We start from the raw sequence: 18562 nt of genomic DNA, 5'->3' as shown, positions 1-18562 counted from the left end.
GCCGCTGCTTCCAGAGAGACACACAGGACATGTGCTCATCACCTCCCGACGGTCGGAATGGCCCCATGCGGAACCCCGGAACCTGGATGTTCTCCGACGGCTCGCTCGGCCCGGAGGCGCGCGACCTGGCGGCCGAGGTGTTCCTGCGACTGGTCGCGGTGAACGCCGAGGGCCAGGAGACGCTGCGGCGGGCCGGTCAAGAGGAGCTGTTCGGCGGCCGGCCGGACCACGAGGCGGCGGCCGTCCAGCGGATCCTGGAGGCGTTCTCGTACGTGGTCACCACCAGGGACGGGTCGGTGGCGCTGGCGCGTCCCGGCCTGGTGCGGGCCTGGCCGCGCCTGCGGACGTGGATGGAGGCCGAGCGCGCCGGGCTGGCGATGCTGGACGAGATCAACGCGGCGGCGCGGCACTGGGAGGAGCACGGCCGGCGCGACGGCGACGTGCTGCAGGGCAGCCGCCTGGAACAGGCGCTGAGCTGGGCGGCGACCGGCCGCAGGCACCTGACGCTGACCCCGTTCGAGCGCGATTTCCTGCGTGCGGGCACCGAGCTGACCAAAAGGCGCAGCCGGCGCAGGACGCTGGTCACGTCGGCGCTGGCCGGGCTGCTGGCGGTGGCGCTGGTGGCGGGCGGGCTGGCCGTGTGGCAGCGCCGGCAGGCCGTCGAGCGGCTCGACATCCTGACCGCCAAGCAGGTGGCGGCCGAGGCCGACCGCATGCGCACCGCCGATCCGGGCCTCGCGATGCTGCTCAGCGTGGCCGCGTACCGGGTCTCGCCGCAGCCGGAGGCCCGCTCCAGCCTGATGGGCTCGCTCCAGCAACTGGAGACGGCCGCCTTCCGCGACCCGCCGGTCAAGGGCATGGGCCGGCGGACGCTGAGCCGCGACGGGCGCACGCTGGTCAGCTTCAGCGAGGGCGGCGTCAACGTCTACGACGTGCGCACCGGCAGGCGGACGGCGAGCTGGCCCGGCATGACCCTGCGCGGGACGATCATCCAGGGCCCCGCGCTCAGCCGCAGCGGGCGCCTGCTCGCCCAGACCACCACGGACGAGCTCGGCGTCTGGGACCTGAAGACGGGCAGGACGCTGGTGCGCAGATCTCTTGAGCCGACCGGGAACGGCGGCTACGGCGTCGTGTTCGGCGAGCACGAGACGACGCTCGTCGTCACCATGGCCGACGACGTCCCCTTCCTCATCGACGTGACCACCGGGAAGCAGTTCGGCCGGCTGGTCTACGCGGACCGGACGATGGCGCAGACCCCCGCGCCGCTCGTGGATCCGACGGGGAGACACCTGCTGCTGCCCGGCTACCGGTTCGACCAGGTCGCCCTGCCCGGCTGGACCACCGAGCGCCCCTTCCCCGCCTGCGTGAAGAACCACGTCCTGGCGGCCTACAGCGCGGACGGAAAGACCCTGGCCTGCTCCGACGTCGCGGGCGACATCGTCCTCGTGGACGCCGTCACCGGGCGCCAGCGCAAGCTGAAGGAAACGCTGAACTGCGGGATCTGCCACGACTCCGGACGGCTCCGGTTCAGCGCCGACGGGCGCTACATCGCCGGCTTCTACGGCCGCGACCTGGAGGTCATGCGGATCAGCGACCAGCGGACCGTCCTGCGCTACCGCGCCGAGGGCGAGTTCGGCGACGTCCGCTTCGACCCCGACGGCAGGACGCTGCGCTACCTCGTCGACGACACGGTCATCAGCGTGGACCTCGTGCCGCGCACCCCGTCCGTCGCCCTGCCCGACACCCCGACGCTCAGCCGCGACGCCCACTGGGCGGTGTCCTGGACGAACGGTGCCGAGCTGAGCGTGTTCGACCTGCGGACGCGTAAGGAGGCGGGCCGCCTGCGTGTCGGGGAGGAAGGGTCCATCCTGGGCATGGACGACGCCGGCACCAGGCTGGCCGTCGCCGACATGGACCGCACGATCACCCTGTGGGACCTGGCGACCAGGAGGAAACTCTGGTCCAAGCGGGTGGGGGAAGGCGACTACCAGCCGGCGTACGTCAACTTCACCCCCGACGGGCGCAGGATCGCCGTCACCCTCCTGCTGGGCGAGAGTCCGTTGATGAGCGTGGTCGTGCTGGACGCCGCCGACGGCCGCGCGGTGGCCGCGTACAAGACCCGGCTGAGCGTCGGCCCCTTCCTTCCGGGACGGCAGGTGTTCGTCTCGGGGGACGGCAGGCTCGTCGACGTGATGACCGGCAAGGCCGTCGGCTCCGGGCTCGGCGACGCCGGCACGCTGGCCGTCAGCCGTGACGGGCTCCTGGCCGTCCAGGAGTCCGCCACCCACCGGATCGGGCTGTGGGACGTCAAGGGCCCGACCCCGCTGCGTCCCGTCCTGCCCCGCGCCGCCGGCGCCAGCGACGTCATGGTCTTCTCGCCGGACGGCAGGACCCTCGCCACGTCCACCGACGAGGGCGTGCTCGAGCTCTGGGACGTCCGGTCCAGGCGCCGGCTCGGCAGCTCGTACCGGGTCGGGGAGTTCGCCCCCTCCTCCATGGCCTTCGGCGCCGACGGGAGCGTCCTGTACGTCGGCATGCAGGACGGCCTCGAGGCCGGGGCCGTGCGCGAGGTGCCCGTCGGCGACGCGCTGATGATCGGGAAGGTGTGCGCGCGGGCGGGTCGCACGCTCACGTCCGCCGAATGGGACCGCTACCTCCCGGACGTGCCGTACCAGGACGTGTGCGCGGCCCGGTGACAGAATGCATGATGCTTGCTTTTGCGAACTATTCGCAATTAGGCTTCGCCACGACCGACGACGCCGACCGGCTCACCGGCGTCTGCTACGGCTGGCCGACCCCGGACGAGCTGAGCGGCAACCGCGTCTATGACGCCCTCGTCACGGCCTTCGGCCTGCCCGCGGCGACCGCGCTGACCCGCGGCGCCTTCGAGGTCGTCGAGCTCTTCGTCCACCCCGGCCACCAGGGCCAGGGGATCGGCGCGCGACTGCTCGACGGGATGACCGCCGGCCGGCCCTCCGCCTGGCTCATCACCGACCCCGGCGCGCCCGCCGCCGGCCTCTACCGCAGGCTCGGGTGGCGGGAGGCGGGCCCGCTGCCGGCCGGCTTCTACCCGCAGTCGCGGGCGTCGGTCTTCACCCTGACCCGTCCGGACGCGTGATGACCGGCTCTAGATCCAGCCGCGCTCCCGGGCCGCCAGCCCCGCCTGGAAGCGGGTGATGGCGTTCAGCTCCTGCATGACGGCGTGGATGCGGCGCTGAACGGTGCGCAGCCCGAGCCCCAGCGCCCGCGCGATGGCCTCGTCCGTCAGGCCGCCCGCGAGCAGCGCGAGCAGGTCCCTGGTCAGCTCGTCGGGCTCGCCGGGGCCGGCGGCGGGCCGGGGCTCCCCGCGCAGCGGGAACCCCCGCCGCCACTCGAGCTCGAACAGCGCGATCAGCGCGTCGAGCAGGGCGGACCGGTGCAGGATGAACGCCGCGTCGATGGAGTACGCCCCGTTGCGGATGGGGATCAGCGCGAGCGCGTCGTCGGCGATCCACATCTTGGCCGCCGCCCCGGCCACCACGCGGGCCTTCTCGCCGTGGGCCACGGAGTCCTGGACGAGCCGCAGCTTGCCGGGCAGCGCCAGCGACTCCAGGTCGTACACGCTGCGGTAGTCGATGCCCGACGTGAGCATGCGCCGCTCGCGCTCGACGTTGTCGGCGTGGCCGCGCATGACGTACGGGGGCTTGTCGATGTTGCGGAACATGGTCTGCGCACTGTCCTGGAGCGCGTACGCCCTGCTGATGATGTTGTCGGTCCCCGTGACGACCTCGACCTGCTCGGCCGGGTGCGCCGCGTAGCGGGAGGCCAGGTGGAACGACGTGGTGAGCTCGTGGATGGCCGTGCGCACCTGGTGGAGCTCCTCTTCCTGGCGGGTGAGCAGCGGCCTGAAGGCGATGTCCGGGGCGACGGCGACGTAACGGGCGCGGCGGCCCGGCAACCTGCTGGCCAGGCCGCGCCGCGCGAAGGCCGCCAGCGTCCGGGCCGCCAGGGGCGTCGAGACGCCGCAGTGGGTGGCGAGTTCGGCGGCGGATGATCGCGGGTTCTCGACGAGCGTCGCGTACAGGCGGCTCTCTGCCGGTGACAGGCCGATCGCTTTGAGCATCGGCGACGCCCTTCCTCCCGCCTCAGGGATGGCGGGTTACCGCCACCTGGCGGGTTTTGGCCCGTTCGGCGGACTTGTGCCCTGACTCAATCCCAGATTAGGTCAGCGAGGAAACGATCTCCGGCGTTTCCCAGGTCTGGAGAAAGGTGTGCGTATGCTGTCCACCCCCCGGCGCCGCGGACTCGTGGCCTTATTCGCGTCCTTACTCGCGGCGCCGCTCGCCGCGGTCCCGCAGGCGGCTATCGCGGCGACCGTCACGACGGCGACCACGAGGGCGAATGCGCCCGTGACCGGCCTGCCGGCGGTCAAGATCACGCTGATCACCGGGGACACCGTCACCTACGCGAAGGACGCCTCGGGCCGCGCCTCGGCCACGCTGGAGCCCGTCGAGGGTGCGGAGGCGCGGACGTACCAGGCCCAGCAGGACGACCACGGCTACTACGTGATCCCCGCTGACGCCGCCCCTTACGTCAACGGGGGCCTGCTGGACAAGGAACTGTTCAACGTCGACTACCTGGCGGCCAACGGCTACGGCGACGCCAGGACCGCGCAGTTGCCGCTCATCGTCCAGTACCAGCCGCAGACCAAGGCCGCCGACCTGGCGGGCAAGGCCAGGTCGCTGAAGGGCGGCACGGAGCCGATGGTGCTGGAGAGCATCGACGGCGCCGCGATCAAGGTGGACAAGAAGCAGGCCGCCGCGTTCTGGCAGTCCCTGGGCGGAGGCCGGAACGACGCCAGGGCCCTGACGAGCGGCCTGCGCAAGGTGTGGCTCGACGGCAAGGCCAAGGCGCTCGACGACGTCAGCAACCCGCAGATCGGCGCCCCCACGGCCTGGGCGGCCGGCTACGACGGCACGGGCGCCAAGGTCGGCATCATCGACAGCGGCATCGACCTGGCGCATCCCGACCTGCAGGGCAGGATCGTCGCGTCCCGCAACTTCGTCCCGGCCGGCATGCCGGGCGGCGGCAACCCCGACGAGGTCACCGACCGGGTCGGCCACGGCACCCACGTGGCGTCGATCATCGCCGGCAGCGGCGCCGCCTCCGGCGGCAAGTACAAGGGCGTCGCCCCCGGCACCAGGCTGACCATCGCCAAGGCCCTGGACGACACGGGCAGCGGCAACAACTCCGAGATCATCGCGGCGATGCAGTGGCAGGCGGCCACCGAGCGCGCCCGGGTGGTCAACATGAGCCTGGGCAGCAGCAGCCCGACCGACGGCACCGACCCGCTGAGCCAGGCGGCCAACGAGCTGACCGCCGAGTACGGCACGCTGTTCGTGGTCGCGGCGGGCAACTCGGGCCCCGGCCGGTACACCATCGCCTCCCCCGGCGCGGCGACCTCGGCGCTCACCGTCGGCGCGGTGGACTCGGCCGACAAGATCGCTTCGTTCTCCAGCCGCGGCCCGCGCCTGAGCGAGGACTTCGCGATCAAGCCGGAGATCACCGCGCCCGGCGTGAACATCATCGCCGCGCGCGCGGCGGGCACCTCGCTGGGCGAGGGCAGCAGCGTCCCGGGCGGCGGCCCGATCGACGACAACTACACCGCGGCGTCCGGCACCTCGATGGCCGCCCCGCACGTGGCCGCCTCCGCCGGAATCCTCGCCGCCCAGCACCCCGACTGGACGCCCGAGCAGCTCAAGACCGCGCTGACGGGCACCGCGAAGCCGACCGACGGCACGGTCTACGACCAGGGCTCGGGCCGGCTGGACATCGGGCAGACGGTCACCCAGCAGGTCTTCGACGACCTGGCGACGGTGCACGCGGGGTTCACCGACCCGTACACCGGCCAGACGCTGGCCAGGAAGGTGACCTTCCGCAACACCGGCAAGGACCCCGTCACGCTGGCCCTGTCGATGACGCTCAAGCGTGGTGACGCCCAGCCGCCCGCCGGGATGGCCACGCTCACCCCGTCGTCGCTGACCGTCCCCGCGGGCGGCACCGCGAGCGCGGACCTCACCATCGAGCCCACGCTCGGCGACCCCGGCTGGTACGAGGGCCGCCTGACGGCCACCGCGGGCACGACCCGGTTGACCGCGCCGATCGCCCTGCACAAGGGCGCCAAGCTGGACACCGTACGCGTCAGGCTGGTCGGAAAGCCGGAATGGACGCTCAACCCGGGGGTCGTGTCCGCCCTCCGGGTCAGCGACACCGACCCGCTCCTCCAGGGCGAGCCGATGACCACGGCCACCGGTAACTGGCGGACCACCGACACGCCCGGCACCGTGGAGACCGAGCTCAAGCTCGCGCACGGCGGCGTCTACTCCATCGGCGACATGCCCTGGTGGTACACCAGGCCGGACCGGCAGATCCAGTACGCCACGCTGCTCGCCCCCGAGATCAAGCTCGACGGCGACACCACGGTGACCCTGGACGCGACCGAGGTCGAGCAGCTCCAGGTGAGCACGCCCCGCACGTCGGAACCGGTGTTCATGAACCTGATGGTCGCCCGCACGACCGCCTCGGGCCAGATGTACGCGGGCGCGTCGCTGCTCAGCTACGAGCCGGTCAACAGGGGCAGGTTCTGGGTCACGCCGGTGCGCAAGGCGCCCACGGTGGGCACCTCCACGGTGCTGTTCGACCAGATCCGCCGGGCGCCGGAGGTCGAGCTGGCCGTGCCGGGGCTCCGGCTCAACCCCCACTACGTCAGCGAGCACGACCCGCTGGTGCCGAAGTTCGCCGCCGACCAGCGCCTGAGCCTGACCACGGGCGACGACCTGCGCGGCGGCGCGGACGCGCGCGGCAAGCTCGTCTACCTCCCGGCCAGGGACTCGCTCGACCTCTTCACGGCCGACGTGGACCTGGCGATCAAGGTGGGGGCCGCCGGCGTGGTCACCAGCGACCGGTTCGCCTGGCTGCTCAGCGACTCGCACTACACGGACCACAACAAGATCCCGGTGCTGTGGATCGACAGCGGCGAGGCGGACCGGCTCGGCAGAGCCCTGGCCCGCAAGCCGTACCCGAGCGCCGCCCTGCGCGTCACGCCGACCACCCCGTTCGAGTACAAGCTGGCCTACTACGTGAAGGGGACCACGGCGGGCAGGCTGAGCTTCGCCCCGAAGGCGCGCGACCTCACCGAGATCGACACCACCTACCACGCCCGGTTCGCCCCCCAGCCCGGCCCGTGGGGCCCGTACACGAACTTCACCGAGGTCAACCACACCTACAACCCCGAGCAGCGCTTCAGCATCCGCGGCTCGCACGGCTTCGCCGGGCCCACGGCGAGGACCGAGTACTACAACGCGCCCGGCCGGGACGTGCTGTGGGAGCGTGAGTTCACCTTCATCGACCCCGCCTCGGGCGGCGCGCGCTTCGCCGCTTCGGCCCGCGGCTTCAACGGCGCCACCAAGGAGCGGGAGGACTGGAACGAGGCCATCATGCCCTCGCAGTTCGCGGCCGGCGCCGGCCTGCCGGACTGGGTCACCCCCACCATCTACTGTGACGGCTGCCGCCAGGGCGACCGGCTGCGGCTGCGCGCGCTCAGCCCGATCGGCTTCGGCTACTACTCCGACGCCTCCGACCCGACCCACATGTACCAGGGCGCGCCGGGGACCGAGGAGCTCCGGCTGTTCAGCGGCGCCACCGAGGTCAAGCCGCAGTACGACGACCTGGGCGTGCCCTACTACGGCGTCCCCGCCGGGTCCGGCACCTACCGGCTCACGAGCTCGTGGAAGGACGCCTTCCCCGGGAAGCACGCCGGCACCGGCGTGGAGACCAGCTGGACGTTCCGCTCCGCCCGCCCCACGGGCGACAGCAACCCCTACCCCTGCCTGGACTCCGTGCTGTGGGAGGACAAGCAGCCCTGCGCGCAGGTGCCGATGATCCGGCTGCGGTACGAGCTCGGGCTGCCGGAGAACGACACGGTCCAGGGTGGCCGGCCGTTCGCCTTCACCGTCAGGACCGAGGGCGGCCGCTCGTCGTCGCTGCGGGCGGCCTGGATCTCCGGCGACATGGGCGCGCACTGGACCCGGGCCACGGTGCTGCCCGGCGGCAAGGTGCTGGTGCTCAACCCCAAGGGCCCCGGCAGCATCTCGATCAAGGTCGAGGCGCAGGACAAGGACGGCAACTCCGTCCAGCAGATCCTCTCCGACGCCTATCTCGTGAAGTGAGGGCGGTAGCGGGGGCCGGGACACCCTGGCCCCCGCTACCTCGTGAAGTGGCCGGGCCCCGCTCTCAGCCGCCGGGCCCTCTCCGCCGGATGGGGGCGGCGTCGCCGTTCGGGGGCAGATCGCCGCGTTCCACCGGGGCCGGTGGTGAGGGAGCGGGCGGGCCCGTGCCGGTCGCCGGGCGGGCGCCCTGCGCGGCCCGCTTCAGGACCGCCCGGTCCACCTGGCCGACCGGGCAGATCAGCCGGATGTGGTGGTCCTTGCGCACGGCGACGTACTCCTGGTCGCCGCCGTTCACGACGTACCAGCCGCCCCCATCACGCTCACACGTGGCCGTGCGCACGTACGGCCCGCGGTCGATCCGCAGCTCCACCCGCTTGCCGTCGGGCGAGGTGTAGACCGCGCCGAAACCGTCGTCGTTGATCACGCCGACCGACTGCTCGGCCACTTCGTACCCGGGCAGGTCCACCACGTACATCAGCTCGGGAGCCGCGCCCTGCCGCCGGGCCAGGTCCATGGCCGCCCGGCTCAGCTCGGTGCCCCGGCGCGACGGCACGATCAGGGCTTGCGCGCGATGCCGCCGAACATGAGGCGCTGGCCCACGGTCAGCTCCTCGGGGACGTCCGCCTCCGGACGCCACAACGGCAGCGGCACGACGCCGGGCTCCACCAGCTCGAACCCCTCGAAGAAGCCGGTGATCTCCGCGACGGTGCGGAACCTGCCGGTGCCGAGGAGCGCGAGGTACTGCTTCTCCGCGTCGCGGGACTCCTGGCTCGAGTCGCAGAAGTGGGTGATGAAGAGGTAGCTGCCCGGCGGGACGGCGGCCATGTACGCATCGACGATCCCCTGCGGGTCCTCGTCGTCGTGCAGGTGGTGCAGGATGCCGACCAGCATCACGCCGACCGGCCGATCGAAGTCGATGAGCTGCCTGACGGCCTCGTCGGCGAGGATCGCCGCCGGGTCGCGCAGGTCCGAGGTGACCACCGCGGTGCGCTCGTTCTCGGCCAGGAGGGCTCTGCCGTGGGCCAGCACCATCGGGTCGTTGTCGACGTAGACCACGCGGGCCTCCGGGTTCGCGCGCTGCGCGACCTGGTGGGTGTTCTCCACGGTCGGCAGCCCCGAGCCGAGGTCGATGAACTGCGTGATGCCCTGGCCGATCATGAAGCGGACGCCGCGGTCCAGGATCTGGCGGTTGTAGGCCGCCACGTCGTAGATCTCCGGGATGACCTTGACGATCTCCGCGACGAAAGCGCGATCGACCTCGAAGTTGTCCTTGCCGTGCAGGACGACGTCATAGGCCCTGGCGATGCTGGGCCTGGTCGTGTCGATCGCGCTCTTCCACTCATCCGACTTCTCACCCACAGGTGCCCTTCCTCACGGAGTCGATCATCAGGATCATAGGGCGGATCCGGCCCGACAAATGCGCTTATCGCCGCATTGTCGCCAGCCGTCTGCTTCGCCGCGGCGGCACGCCGTACGCGCCGCGGCCCCGGAAGGCGGCTTCGGCCCGGCCTCCCGGTCTAAGCTGATCACGGCGGTGAGCGAGCTGGCCCGCGACTGCTACGGACAGGGGGGCTGGTGGTCGAGCAGCCTCGGCATGGGCGGGGGGCGGTGTGAAGTCCGTCCCCGATGAGCCGCTGCGGCGGATCCGCACGCTGGAGGGCGAGCTGGCCGACGCCCGTCAGGACGTGCTGGCCCTGGTCGCCGAGTTGGAGGAGCGCGACGTACGGCTCAGGCGGGCCCACCGGGCGATCTTCCGCGAGCTGGAGGACGCCCTGCGCCCGCCGATCCCGCACGTGGAGCAGGCGCGGCTCGCGGTCTACTACTCCTCCTCCGAGGACGACGCGCCGACCGGCGGCGACCTCTACGACGTGGTGATCATGCCGGGCGGCGAGCTGCATGTCGTCGTGGTGGACGCGGCCGGCCACGGCGTGGCCAGCACCCGTGCCGCGCTCAACATCATCCACGCCGTCCGCGTGCTCTCCCTGGCCGGGCTGCCGCTGGAGAACGTCGTGGAGCGCGCCGCGGCCATCCTGCAGCCGGTCTACCCCGATCTGGCCGGCACCGTACTGGTGGCCCGCTTCGACCCCCGTACCGGAGTGCTCCGGGTGGCCACCGGCGGCCACCCGCCACCACTGATCGTGGCTCCCGGCGAACCGGCGACGTACCTGGAGGCGTGGGGGCGCGGCCTCGGCTACCCGGATCCGGGCAGCGATCACGTGGCCGAGCGGTGGCTGGGGCCCGGCACGCTGGTGCTGTTCTACACCGACGGGCTGGTGGAGGCCCGGCGCGACCTCAACGCGGGGCTGGACGAGCTGGCCGAGCTGGCGGGCCGGCACCGGGACCTGCCGGTGGACGAGCTGACCGACACCCTCGTACGGATGATGCGCCGCGAGGTGCTGCACAGCGACGACACCCTGCTCCTGGCCATGCGCTGGACGCCGGCGCGCGAAAGTTGACCTGGAGCGCGCTCCAGCAGGCAGGGTGGACCCATGCACAACGCCATGCGAACGCGCACCATCGGAAACCGCCAGGTCGGGGCCGTCGGGCTCGGCGCCATGCCCATGTCGGTGGCCGGGCACATGCCCGACGAGGACCAGTCGATCCGCACCCTGATCGCGGCCCTGGAGGCCGGTGTCACCCTGATCGACACGGCGGACGCCTACACGCCTTCGCACGACGACGTCGGCCACAACGAGCGCCTGGTCGCCCTCGCGCTGGCCCGCTGGGGCGGCGACGCCGACACGGTGCTGGTCGCGACCAAGGGCGGCCACACCCGCGTCGCCGGCGGCGGCTGGTCCGTGAACGGCGACCCGTCGTACCTCAAGGAGGCCTGCGAGCGCTCGCTCAAGGCCCTCGGCGTGGAGAGAATCGGCCTCTACCAGCACCACCGGCCCGACCCGAAGGTGCCGTACGCGGAGACCATCGGCGCGCTGAAGGACCTGCACGACGCCGGCAAGATCCAGATGGCCGGCATCTCGAACGCCGACCCCGAGCAGATCAGGCTCGCCCACGACATCCTGGGTGACCGTCTGGTGAGCGTGCAGAACGAGTATTCTCCGCGCTTCCGCTCCAGCGAGCCCGAGATCGACGTCTGCGCCGAGCTCGGCCTGGCGTTCCTGCCCTGGTCGCCGCTGGGCGGCATCGGCCGTACCGGGGAGCTGAGCCAGAGGGACGCCTTCACCGAGATCGCCGAGGCGCGCGGCGTGTCCCCCCAGCAGGTCTGCCTCGCCTGGGAGCTGGCCCGCAGCCCGGTCGTCATCCCCATCCCCGGCGCCAGCCGGCCGGAGACGATCCTCGACTCCATCGGCGCCGCCGACCTGGAGCTCACCGAGGAGGAGCTGGCCCGCCTCGGCTGACCTCTGCCTTCACGAGCCGAAAGTGACCGAGCCCGTCACGATCCGAGAGTGACCGAGCCCGTCACGATCCGAGAGCGACCTGGCCCGTCACGATCCGAGGATCACCGGGGCCCGTCACGATCCGAGAGTGACCGGGCCTGTCACGAGCCGCGGGTGGACGGCGGCAGTGCGCGGGAGATGGCGCGGGCGCTGGTGCGCAGGAGCGGGGCGAGCGCGTGGGGCGACGTGCTGCCGTGGTGGACCACGAGGGACACCGCGGCCACGACGTCACCCCGGGCGTCGTGGATCGGCGCCGCGACCGACAGGGCGTCCATGGTGACCTGCCGGTCGCTGACGGCGTAACCGCGGGCGCGGGTGTCGGCGAGCGCGGCGCGGATCTGCCGCGGGGTGGTCATGGTCCGTTCGGTGTAGCGGGTCATGGGGCCGGCCACGACCTGCTCCTGCACCTCGGCCGGCGCGTACGCGAGCAGCACCAGCCCGACGCCCGTGGCCGTGAGCGCGAAACGGCCGCCGACCCGGGTCAGCACGGGGACGGCCTTGCTCCCGGCGATCCGTTCGACGAACACCACCTCGGCGCCCTCCCGGACGGCCAGCTGCACGTTCTCGCGGGTGACCTGGGACAGGTCCTCCAGGTACGGCAGCGCGGCCTCGCGCAGGCCCAGGCCGCGGGGAGCGAGCGAGCCGATCTCCCACAGCCGCAGGCCGATGTGGTAGCACCCGGCCGGATCCCGTTCGAGCGCACCCCAGGCCAGCAGCTCAGCGGCCAGCCGGTGCACCGTGGAGACCGGCAGGCGGGCGTGCCGGGACAGCTCGCTGAGGGTGAGCGAGCGCCGGTCGGGCGTGAACGCGCCGAGGATCTGCAGCGCGCGAGCCACGACCGGGCCGGTGCGTTCGGCCGTTTGCCTGGGGGCTGGGATCTGCATCGGCGGCTCCCTGGTCAGAGTTCGAGGACCAGCTTGGGGCAGGCGGCGCGGGAGACGCAGACGAACATGGTGTCGTTCACCGCCCGCTCCTCGGAGGTGAGGAGGGAGTCGCGGTGGTCGACCGCGCCGGCCAGCACCGCGGTCTCGCAGGTGCCGCACGTCCCCTCATGGCACGAGGATAGGACCTGCACGCCGGCCTCCAGCACGACGTCGAGGATCGAGCGGCCCGGGGGCACGGTGAGGGTGACGCCCGTGACGGCCAGTTCGACCTCGAAGGACTCCGTCCGTACGGGGTCGGCCGCCTCCTTGGGCTCGAAGCGCTCCACGTGCAGCGTGCCGGACGGCCGGTCCGCGCAGCGGCTCTCGACGGCCGCCAGCAGCGGGGCCGGACCGCAGCAGTACACGAGGGTGTCCGGGGTGGCCCGCGCCAGGAGGGCGTCGAGGTCGAGCAGGCCGTGCTCGTCCTGCGGGCGCAGCTCCACCCGGTCTCCGTGCGCGGCTTCGAGTTCGCGGGCGAACGCCATCGAGCCTGCCGTACGACCGCCGTAGGCCAGGTGCCACCGGGCGCCGGCGGCGTCGGCGGCCCGCACCATCGGCAGGATGGGGGTGATGCCGATGCCTCCGGCGACGAACAGGTAGCGGGGCGCCGGGTGGAGCGGGAAGTGGTTGCGCGGGCCTCGGGCGAGGACCGCCGTGCCCGGGTGGAGGTCCTCGTGCACGTACGCCGAGCCGCCCCGGCCGTCCGGCTCGCGCAGCACGGCGACGCGCCAGGTCGTGCGGTCGGCCGGGTCGCCGCACAGCGAGTACTGGCGGACGCGGTCGCCGCCGAGCACCAGGTCGATGTGCGCGCCGGGCTCCCACGCGGGCAGCTCGGCGCCGGCCGGGTCGCGCAGGTCGAGGGCGACGACCCCGTCGGCGACCGGGTCGCGAGCCTGCACGACCAGCTTGCGCTCCGCGTTCATCGGACTGCCCGGGCCGGGTGCGCGCTCGATGCTCATCGGACGGCTCCCGCGCCTGACAGGGCGTCCGGCCCCGCCATCCCGGCGTCGGTTCGCACCGCCCCGGCGTCGGTTCGCACCGTCCCAGCGTCGGTTCGCACCGCCCCGGCTGCGGTTCGCGCCGTCCCGGTGGGGGCGTCGGGTGGCGTCGGGTCAGTGGGGGTGTTGTGGCCGGTCGGGTGGCCGAGGAGCCATTCCCAGACCTCGACGGGCCCCTCGGCCACGTGTACGGCGCCGCAGTGACAGGTGCCCTGGAGCAGGTCGCTCCCCGGCAGCCACACCACGCGGAGCAGCCCCCGCCGGGTGGGCACGCGTCCGGGCTCCATGCCCGTCACGCCTGCCGGGCCGGAGCGCCCTGCCCCGCCAGTCCGGCCAGCATGCGCCGGGCCGCCAGCCCGCCCGTGTCGATGTTGATCGACAGCTCCTGGTAGCCCGCCGGCTCGGTCGCGATCACCCGTTCCAGCACGTCGAGCGCGGCCACGTCCTGCAGCACCACCGTGCGGTTCTGTTCGGCCAGGAAGTCGGACACGCCCCGGTCGTCCAGGGCGAAGTCGCGGGCCACCGCCCAGAAGTCGTGCGTGGAGTGCTCGGTCTCGGGCGTGATCGCGTACACGACCTCGACGTGGAAGGCGTCCGGGTCGCCGCCGTCGGCGTCGGGCAGCACGCCGAGCGGAGCGATGCGGGAGTGCAGCTTGTACAGGCACGGCGGGGTGTACTCGATGTCCTGCCAGCGCATGATGCGGCCGGTCAGCCCGGTGGACTTGGCGTAGAACGGCGGGCATTCGGCGTCGTCCATGTGGCGGCTGACGTGCACGATCCCGGCCTCCTCGTCCACCGTGGTGGTGATCGGGGTGGCGGCCACCTCGGGGGTGCCGATGTACCCGCCGTGCAGGTACGTCTCGTGCGACAGGTCCATGAGGTTGTCCACCAGCAGCCCGAACCGCGCCTTGAGCGGCTCCATCCCCGACACCGTCGTGTACTCGGGAGAGTCCAGCCAGGGCGCGCGCGGGATGCGGGCCGCGTCGGCCCGGGCGGGGTCGCCGATCCAGACCCAGACGAAGGAGTCCAGCTCGACGACCGGGTAGCTCTTCAGCCGGGCGGTACGCGGCACCCTGGTCTGGCCGGGTACGGCGACGCAACCGCCGTCGGCGCCGTAGGTGAAGCCGTGGTAGCCGCAGACCACCTGGTCCTCGACGAGCCGGCTGGGCGGCTGCGACAGCGGGAACCGGCGGTGCACGCAGCGGTCGGACATGGCGGTGACGGTCCCGGCGCGGGTGCGCCAGAACAGGATGGACTCGCCGCATATGGTGCGGGTGAACAGCTCCTGGCCGATCTCTCGCCCGTACGCGGCGACGTACCACTGATCGCGGGGGATGCTCGACACGGCGACTCCTTCGTGGTGCGGCTGCCGGTGGGAACGATGGTGGCTCGGCCGCCCGGAGCGCGGAACAACGCTTCCCGGATGCCGGAAAACTCGCTCTTCCCGAGTGCCGGATTCTTCTTTATCCTCATGCTCAAGCAGTCTGTGAACGTTCACAGTATGCATAAGGCCGATTCCGCCCCCCAAAGGCGCATTTTTCGGGCAGCTCTTCGCCACATGCGTCCGTGAACGTGCACACAGTCCGGAATTCGGCTCTATCAACGGGACCGATCATGACCACGTACCACTTACGAAGGATCCGGGTCACCCTCCTGCTGACACTCGCGGCGCTGATCGCGGTCGCGCCGGCGACGCCCGCCCGGGCCGCCACGCTGAGCATGCGCGGCGCCGACATCTCCTCGCTCCAACGGAGCCTGGACCTGGGGGCCAAGTACTACAACGCCTCCGGCACGGCCGCCGACCCGCTGGACATCCTCATCGGCGCCGGAGTCAACTACGCCCGGCTGCGCATCTGGAACAACCCGGCCAGCGGCTACAACAACAAGGCGAAGGTGCTGGCCTACGCCAGGACGGTCAAGGCCAAGGGCCTCGGCCTGATGATCGACTTCCACTACTCGGACACCTGGGCCGACCCGGGCAAGCAGTTCAAGCCGGCGGCCTGGGCCGGTCACGGCATCGCCCAGCTCCAGACGGACGTCTACAACCACACGTACGACATCTGCACCAGCCTCAAGGCGCAGGGCACCACGCCGGACAGCGTGCAGATCGGGAACGAGATCAACGTCGGCATGCTCTGGAACGACGGCAAGGTCATCAACAACGACTTCACCAACCTCAGCCTGCTGCTGAAGGCCGGTTACAACGCGACCAAGGCGTGCAACAGCGGCACCCAGGTGATCATCCACACCGCGGACGCCGACAGCCTCGCGAACGCCCGCTGGTTCTACGACGGGATCCGCGCCAAGGGCGTGCCGTGGGACATCACCGCCCTGTCGTACTACTGCATGTGGCACGGCTCGCAGTCCACCCTGTCCAGCGTGATCAACGACGTGCGGACCCGTTACGGCAAGCCCGTCATCGTGGCGGAGACCGCGTACCCGTTCACCGCGAACAACGCCGACAGCGAGCCGAACGCGATCAACGGCTCGGCGCCGTGCTCCGGCTACCCGGCCACCTGGGCGGGGCAGGCGAGCAACTTCACCGCCGTCCAGAACACCGCCCGCAGCGCCGGGGCGATCGGCGTCTTCTATTGGGAGCCGACCTGGTACGCCATCCAGGGCAACGGCTGGGACCCGGCCAACATCAACGGCACCGGCGACCAGTGGGACAACATGGCCACCTTCAACTGGACCGGCGGCGTCAACCCCGGCATCAGATGGACCCCCTAGCCTGATCCGCTCCCCGGCTCGACGGCGTCGGGCCGGGGTCCAAGACGTCCGCAAGTGAGCGCCAAGACGTTCTGGAGAAGCCTTCCGCACACTGTCTCCGGAGGACGGAAGGGAGACAGGCGATGATCACAGGCTTCACGACCACAGCCCCTGCGGGCGGGGTCCTGCCCGCGGAGGTGCGGCAGGTGTTCGAGCGCTCGGCCGTGTGCGAGTACACCTCGCTGACCCGGGCCGGCCGCCCGGTGACCTGGCCGGTCACGCCGTACGTCGGCAAGGGCGGGACGCTCGACGTCACGACCGGCTTGTCCTACCCCGACAAGGCCGAACGCGCCCGCCGTGACCCGCGGGTGGCGCTGCTGTACTCCGACCCGGCGGGCAGCGGCCTCGACCGGCCGCCCGTGGTGCTCGTCCAGGGGCGGGCCGCCGTACGCGACGCCGACCTGCAGGCCAACACCGACCGATACGTGCGCGAGGCGCTGACCAAGGCCGGGAGCGGGCTCGCCGACGCGCCGCTGTTCCTGCTTAGGGGGCTGACCTGGTACTTCGCCCGCGTCTACGTGGAGGTGACCCCCGAACGCGTCACCTGGTGGCCGGAGGGCGACCTCTCCTCCCCACCCCGCACCTGGACCTGCCCGGGCGGGACGAGCTTCCCCCGGTCCGACCTGGCGCCGTCGGGGCCCCGGCTGCCGAGCCGGTCGGCGCCGCCGGTGGACTGGCGGCCCTACGCCGCGCGGGCGATGGGGCTCGGCGCCCCGGTCGTGTCGATGGTGGACGACGGCCTGCCGGTGACCGTGCGTGCCCGCTCGGTCGTCCGCACCAGGCGCGGGTTCGAGGTGCTGCTGCCCGCCGGGGTGACGGGCTCGCCGGGGCCGGTGTGCCTGACGTTCCACCGGTCCTCGGGGACCGGAGGGCAGGAGAACGTCGTGCTGCTGGGATCGACGACGGGCTCGGGCGACCTGCTGGAGGTCGAGGTGGAACGGGCGCTGAACGACTGGAGCCTGGCCGGCGGTCCGGTGGGCCGTACCTGGTCGTTCGTCCGGCACGCGAAGGAGCTGCGGAAGCGGGTCAGGGCGGAGGCCGCCCGCCGTGACCAGCCGGTGCCCGTCGTCCGGCGGTGACGCGCCTACTACATCTGCTAGTACACTCCGTCACTATGCGCGACCCCCGGGCATCATCGCAGGTCAGGTCGGCGGAGAACTCTGAACGGGTCGCCAGCCGTATCCAAGACCAAATGGACATCACAGTTACCGGATCCGGGCCCCTCCCGGCCGGCGGCCCGCACCCGGGCCTCATGCACACTCAGGTGCCGTCGTGAGCGCCCCTCGCTCGCGGCGCGTGCTCATCATCACCGCCGCCGTCGTCCTGGTCGCGGTGCTCGGCTACGCCGTGCCCGCCATCTCGCTCTCCGGCAAGGTCCCTCCGGGCACGCGCGTGGACGGCGTGGACATCGGCGGGCTGGCGCCCGAGGCCGCCCGCTCCCACCTCGACCGGCAGCTGGCCCAGCGCGTACGGCAGCCGATGACGCTGGTCGCCGGCGGCAAGCGGGTCCAGCTCACGCCCGCCGAGCTGGGGCTCGACTTCGACGCCCGGGCCACCATCGAGGCCGCGATGGCCGGGGCCGCCACCCCGGCCGGCATCGCCCGCTCCCTCTTCGGCAGCCGGCAGCTCCCGCCCCGGGTCATCGTGGACGAGCAGCGGCTGGCCGCCGGGCTCGCCGGCCTGGCCAAGAGCGTGGACACCAAGCCGGTGCAGGGCGGCGTCCGCTACCAGGGGCTGGAGCCGCGCACGGTCCTGCCCAAGCCCGGACGCGCGCTGGACCGCGACGGAGCGGCCCAGGCGGTGCGGGCGGCCTTCGCGGCCGGGCGCCGTTCCGTCGAGCTGAAGCTCCAGGTGACTCCTCCCGCGCTCACCGCCGCCCAGGTCAAGGAGGTCGCCACCTCCACGGCGCGCACCGCGGTCGCCTCCCCGCTCACGCTGGCCAGCGGCGGCAAGCAGGCCACCGTGTCCAGGGAGCAGCTGGCCGCCGGTCTCCGCTTCGTCCCCGACGGCAAGGGCGGCCTGCGCCCGTCGTACGACGCCGGCAAGATCGCCGCGGACATGGCCAAGTCGCTGCTGATCACGCCGCCCAAGGACGCCTCCTTCACGATCGTCAAGGGCAAGCCGAAGGTCGTCCCCTCCCGGGCCGGGCACGGCGCCGACATCAAGACGCTCGGCCCGGCCATCGCCGAGGCCGTCGGCCACCGCCCCCACCCCCACGTACCTTATAACTAGCACCACCCATAACAAGAATCAAACAACCAAACAAAGCT

At 72.1% G+C, this 18562-nt stretch carries 15 protein-coding genes; 8 read left to right on the top strand and 7 right to left on the bottom strand.

Features of this window, described 5'->3' with window-relative positions; genetic code table 11:
* Positions 1 to 65: 65 nt before the first annotated feature.
* Both ACWDX9_RS45940 and ACWDX9_RS45935 read left to right on the top strand, forming a co-directional pair.
* On the top strand, positions 66 to 2696 hold the full coding sequence (locus tag ACWDX9_RS45940) for a WD40 repeat domain-containing protein (protein WP_449966543.1): 2631 nt from the start codon (positions 66 to 68) through the stop codon (positions 2694 to 2696).
* Between the two features lie 8 nt (positions 2697 to 2704).
* Positions 2705 to 3118: a GNAT family N-acetyltransferase gene (locus ACWDX9_RS45935; RefSeq protein WP_449966540.1), complete on the top strand. Its 414-nt coding sequence runs from the start codon at positions 2705 to 2707 to the stop codon at positions 3116 to 3118.
* A 9-nt stretch (positions 3119 to 3127) separates the two neighbouring features.
* On the opposite strand, the gene ACWDX9_RS45930 is transcribed toward ACWDX9_RS45935, so the two are convergent.
* Positions 3128 to 4102 (bottom strand): helix-turn-helix domain-containing protein, encoded by a 975-nt coding sequence (locus tag ACWDX9_RS45930; protein ID WP_449966538.1) that lies wholly within the window; start codon positions 4100 to 4102, stop codon positions 3128 to 3130.
* Positions 4103 to 4256: 154 nt separating this feature from the next.
* On the opposite strand from ACWDX9_RS45930, the gene ACWDX9_RS45925 reads away from it, so the two are divergent.
* The gene (locus ACWDX9_RS45925; RefSeq protein ID WP_449966536.1) at positions 4257 to 8207 is read left to right on the top strand and encodes a S8 family peptidase; all 3951 of its coding nucleotides are present in this window, start codon (positions 4257 to 4259) and stop codon (positions 8205 to 8207) included.
* Positions 8208 to 8271: 64 nt separating this feature from the next.
* Here ACWDX9_RS45925 and ACWDX9_RS45920 read toward each other — a convergent pair whose 3' ends face one another.
* Positions 8272 to 8760 carry a hypothetical protein gene (locus ACWDX9_RS45920; protein WP_449966533.1) on the bottom strand — a complete coding sequence of 163 codons (489 nt, stop codon included), beginning with the start codon at positions 8758 to 8760 and terminating at the stop codon, positions 8272 to 8274.
* Between the two features lie 2 nt (positions 8761 to 8762).
* The gene (locus tag ACWDX9_RS45915) at positions 8763 to 9566 is read right to left on the bottom strand and encodes an SAM-dependent methyltransferase (RefSeq protein WP_449966531.1); all 804 of its coding nucleotides are present in this window, start codon (positions 9564 to 9566) and stop codon (positions 8763 to 8765) included.
* A 251-nt stretch (positions 9567 to 9817) separates the two neighbouring features.
* On the opposite strand from ACWDX9_RS45915, the gene ACWDX9_RS45910 reads away from it, so the two are divergent.
* Together ACWDX9_RS45910 and ACWDX9_RS45905 are read left to right on the top strand one after the other, a co-directional pair.
* On the top strand, positions 9818 to 10663 hold the full coding sequence (locus ACWDX9_RS45910; protein ID WP_350742927.1) for a PP2C family protein-serine/threonine phosphatase: 846 nt from the start codon (positions 9818 to 9820) through the stop codon (positions 10661 to 10663).
* 45 nt (positions 10664 to 10708) lie between these two features.
* A complete protein-coding gene (locus ACWDX9_RS45905) occupies positions 10709 to 11563 on the top strand; it encodes an aldo/keto reductase (RefSeq protein ID WP_449966528.1) in 855 nt (284 codons plus the stop codon).
* Positions 11564 to 11703: 140 nt separating this feature from the next.
* Here ACWDX9_RS45905 and ACWDX9_RS45900 read toward each other — a convergent pair whose 3' ends face one another.
* From ACWDX9_RS45900 to ACWDX9_RS45885, 4 genes are read right to left on the bottom strand one after another with little or no spacing between them, the layout of a single operon-like run.
* Entirely contained in the window at positions 11704 to 12486 is a 783-nt protein-coding gene (locus tag ACWDX9_RS45900; RefSeq protein WP_364249037.1) for an IclR family transcriptional regulator, read from the bottom strand.
* A 14-nt stretch (positions 12487 to 12500) separates the two neighbouring features.
* Positions 12501 to 13484: a PDR/VanB family oxidoreductase gene (locus tag ACWDX9_RS45895; protein WP_449966525.1), complete on the bottom strand. Its 984-nt coding sequence runs from the start codon at positions 13482 to 13484 to the stop codon at positions 12501 to 12503.
* The gene (locus ACWDX9_RS45890; RefSeq protein WP_449966522.1) at positions 13481 to 13795 is read right to left on the bottom strand and encodes a hypothetical protein; all 315 of its coding nucleotides are present in this window, start codon (positions 13793 to 13795) and stop codon (positions 13481 to 13483) included. The genes ACWDX9_RS45895 and ACWDX9_RS45890 overlap by 4 nt, the downstream gene beginning before the upstream one ends.
* Positions 13796 to 13815: 20 nt before the next feature.
* A complete protein-coding gene (locus tag ACWDX9_RS45885; protein ID WP_449966519.1) occupies positions 13816 to 14868 on the bottom strand; it encodes a Rieske 2Fe-2S domain-containing protein in 1053 nt (350 codons plus the stop codon).
* A gap of 269 nt (positions 14869 to 15137) precedes the next feature.
* On the opposite strand from ACWDX9_RS45885, the gene ACWDX9_RS45880 reads away from it, so the two are divergent.
* The 3 genes from ACWDX9_RS45880 to ACWDX9_RS45870 all read left to right on the top strand — a co-directional run bounded on the left by ACWDX9_RS45880 (position 15138) and on the right by ACWDX9_RS45870 (position 18524).
* On the top strand, positions 15138 to 16253 hold the full coding sequence (locus ACWDX9_RS45880) for a glycoside hydrolase family 53 protein (protein WP_449966517.1): 1116 nt from the start codon (positions 15138 to 15140) through the stop codon (positions 16251 to 16253).
* 122 nt (positions 16254 to 16375) lie between these two features.
* Entirely contained in the window at positions 16376 to 17371 is a 996-nt protein-coding gene (locus ACWDX9_RS45875) for a hypothetical protein (protein WP_449966515.1), read from the top strand.
* A 193-nt stretch (positions 17372 to 17564) separates the two neighbouring features.
* Positions 17565 to 18524, top strand: a complete 960-nt coding sequence (locus ACWDX9_RS45870) for a peptidoglycan binding domain-containing protein (RefSeq protein WP_449966512.1) — start codon at positions 17565 to 17567, stop codon at positions 18522 to 18524.
* The last annotated feature ends 38 nt before the right edge of the window (positions 18525 to 18562 follow it).

Source organism: Nonomuraea sp. NPDC003201 (assembly GCF_053590415.1).
The sequence above is the reverse complement of the archived record's forward strand: the minus strand, read 5'-3'. Positions and strand labels throughout refer to the sequence as shown.

Bases quoted from the DNA above. Each gene is read 5' to 3' on its own strand.
- ACWDX9_RS45875 (WP_449966515.1), top strand. From the start codon at position 16,376: ATGATCACAGGCTTCACGACCACAGCCCCTGCGGGCGGGGTCCTGCCC.
- ACWDX9_RS45900 (WP_364249037.1), bottom strand. From the start codon at position 12,486: ATGCAGATCCCAGCCCCCAGGCAAACGGCCGAACGCACCGGCCCGGTC.
- ACWDX9_RS45930 (WP_449966538.1), bottom strand. From the start codon at position 4,102: ATGCTCAAAGCGATCGGCCTGTCACCGGCAGAGAGCCGCCTGTACGCG.
- ACWDX9_RS45940 (WP_449966543.1), top strand. From the start codon at position 66: ATGCGGAACCCCGGAACCTGGATGTTCTCCGACGGCTCGCTCGGCCCG.
- ACWDX9_RS45935 (WP_449966540.1), top strand. From the start codon at position 2,705: ATGATGCTTGCTTTTGCGAACTATTCGCAATTAGGCTTCGCCACGACC.
- ACWDX9_RS45925 (WP_449966536.1), top strand. From the start codon at position 4,257: ATGCTGTCCACCCCCCGGCGCCGCGGACTCGTGGCCTTATTCGCGTCC.
- ACWDX9_RS45880 (WP_449966517.1), top strand. From the start codon at position 15,138: ATGACCACGTACCACTTACGAAGGATCCGGGTCACCCTCCTGCTGACA.
- ACWDX9_RS45895 (WP_449966525.1), bottom strand. From the start codon at position 13,484: ATGAGCATCGAGCGCGCACCCGGCCCGGGCAGTCCGATGAACGCGGAG.
- ACWDX9_RS45905 (WP_449966528.1), top strand. From the start codon at position 10,709: ATGCGAACGCGCACCATCGGAAACCGCCAGGTCGGGGCCGTCGGGCTC.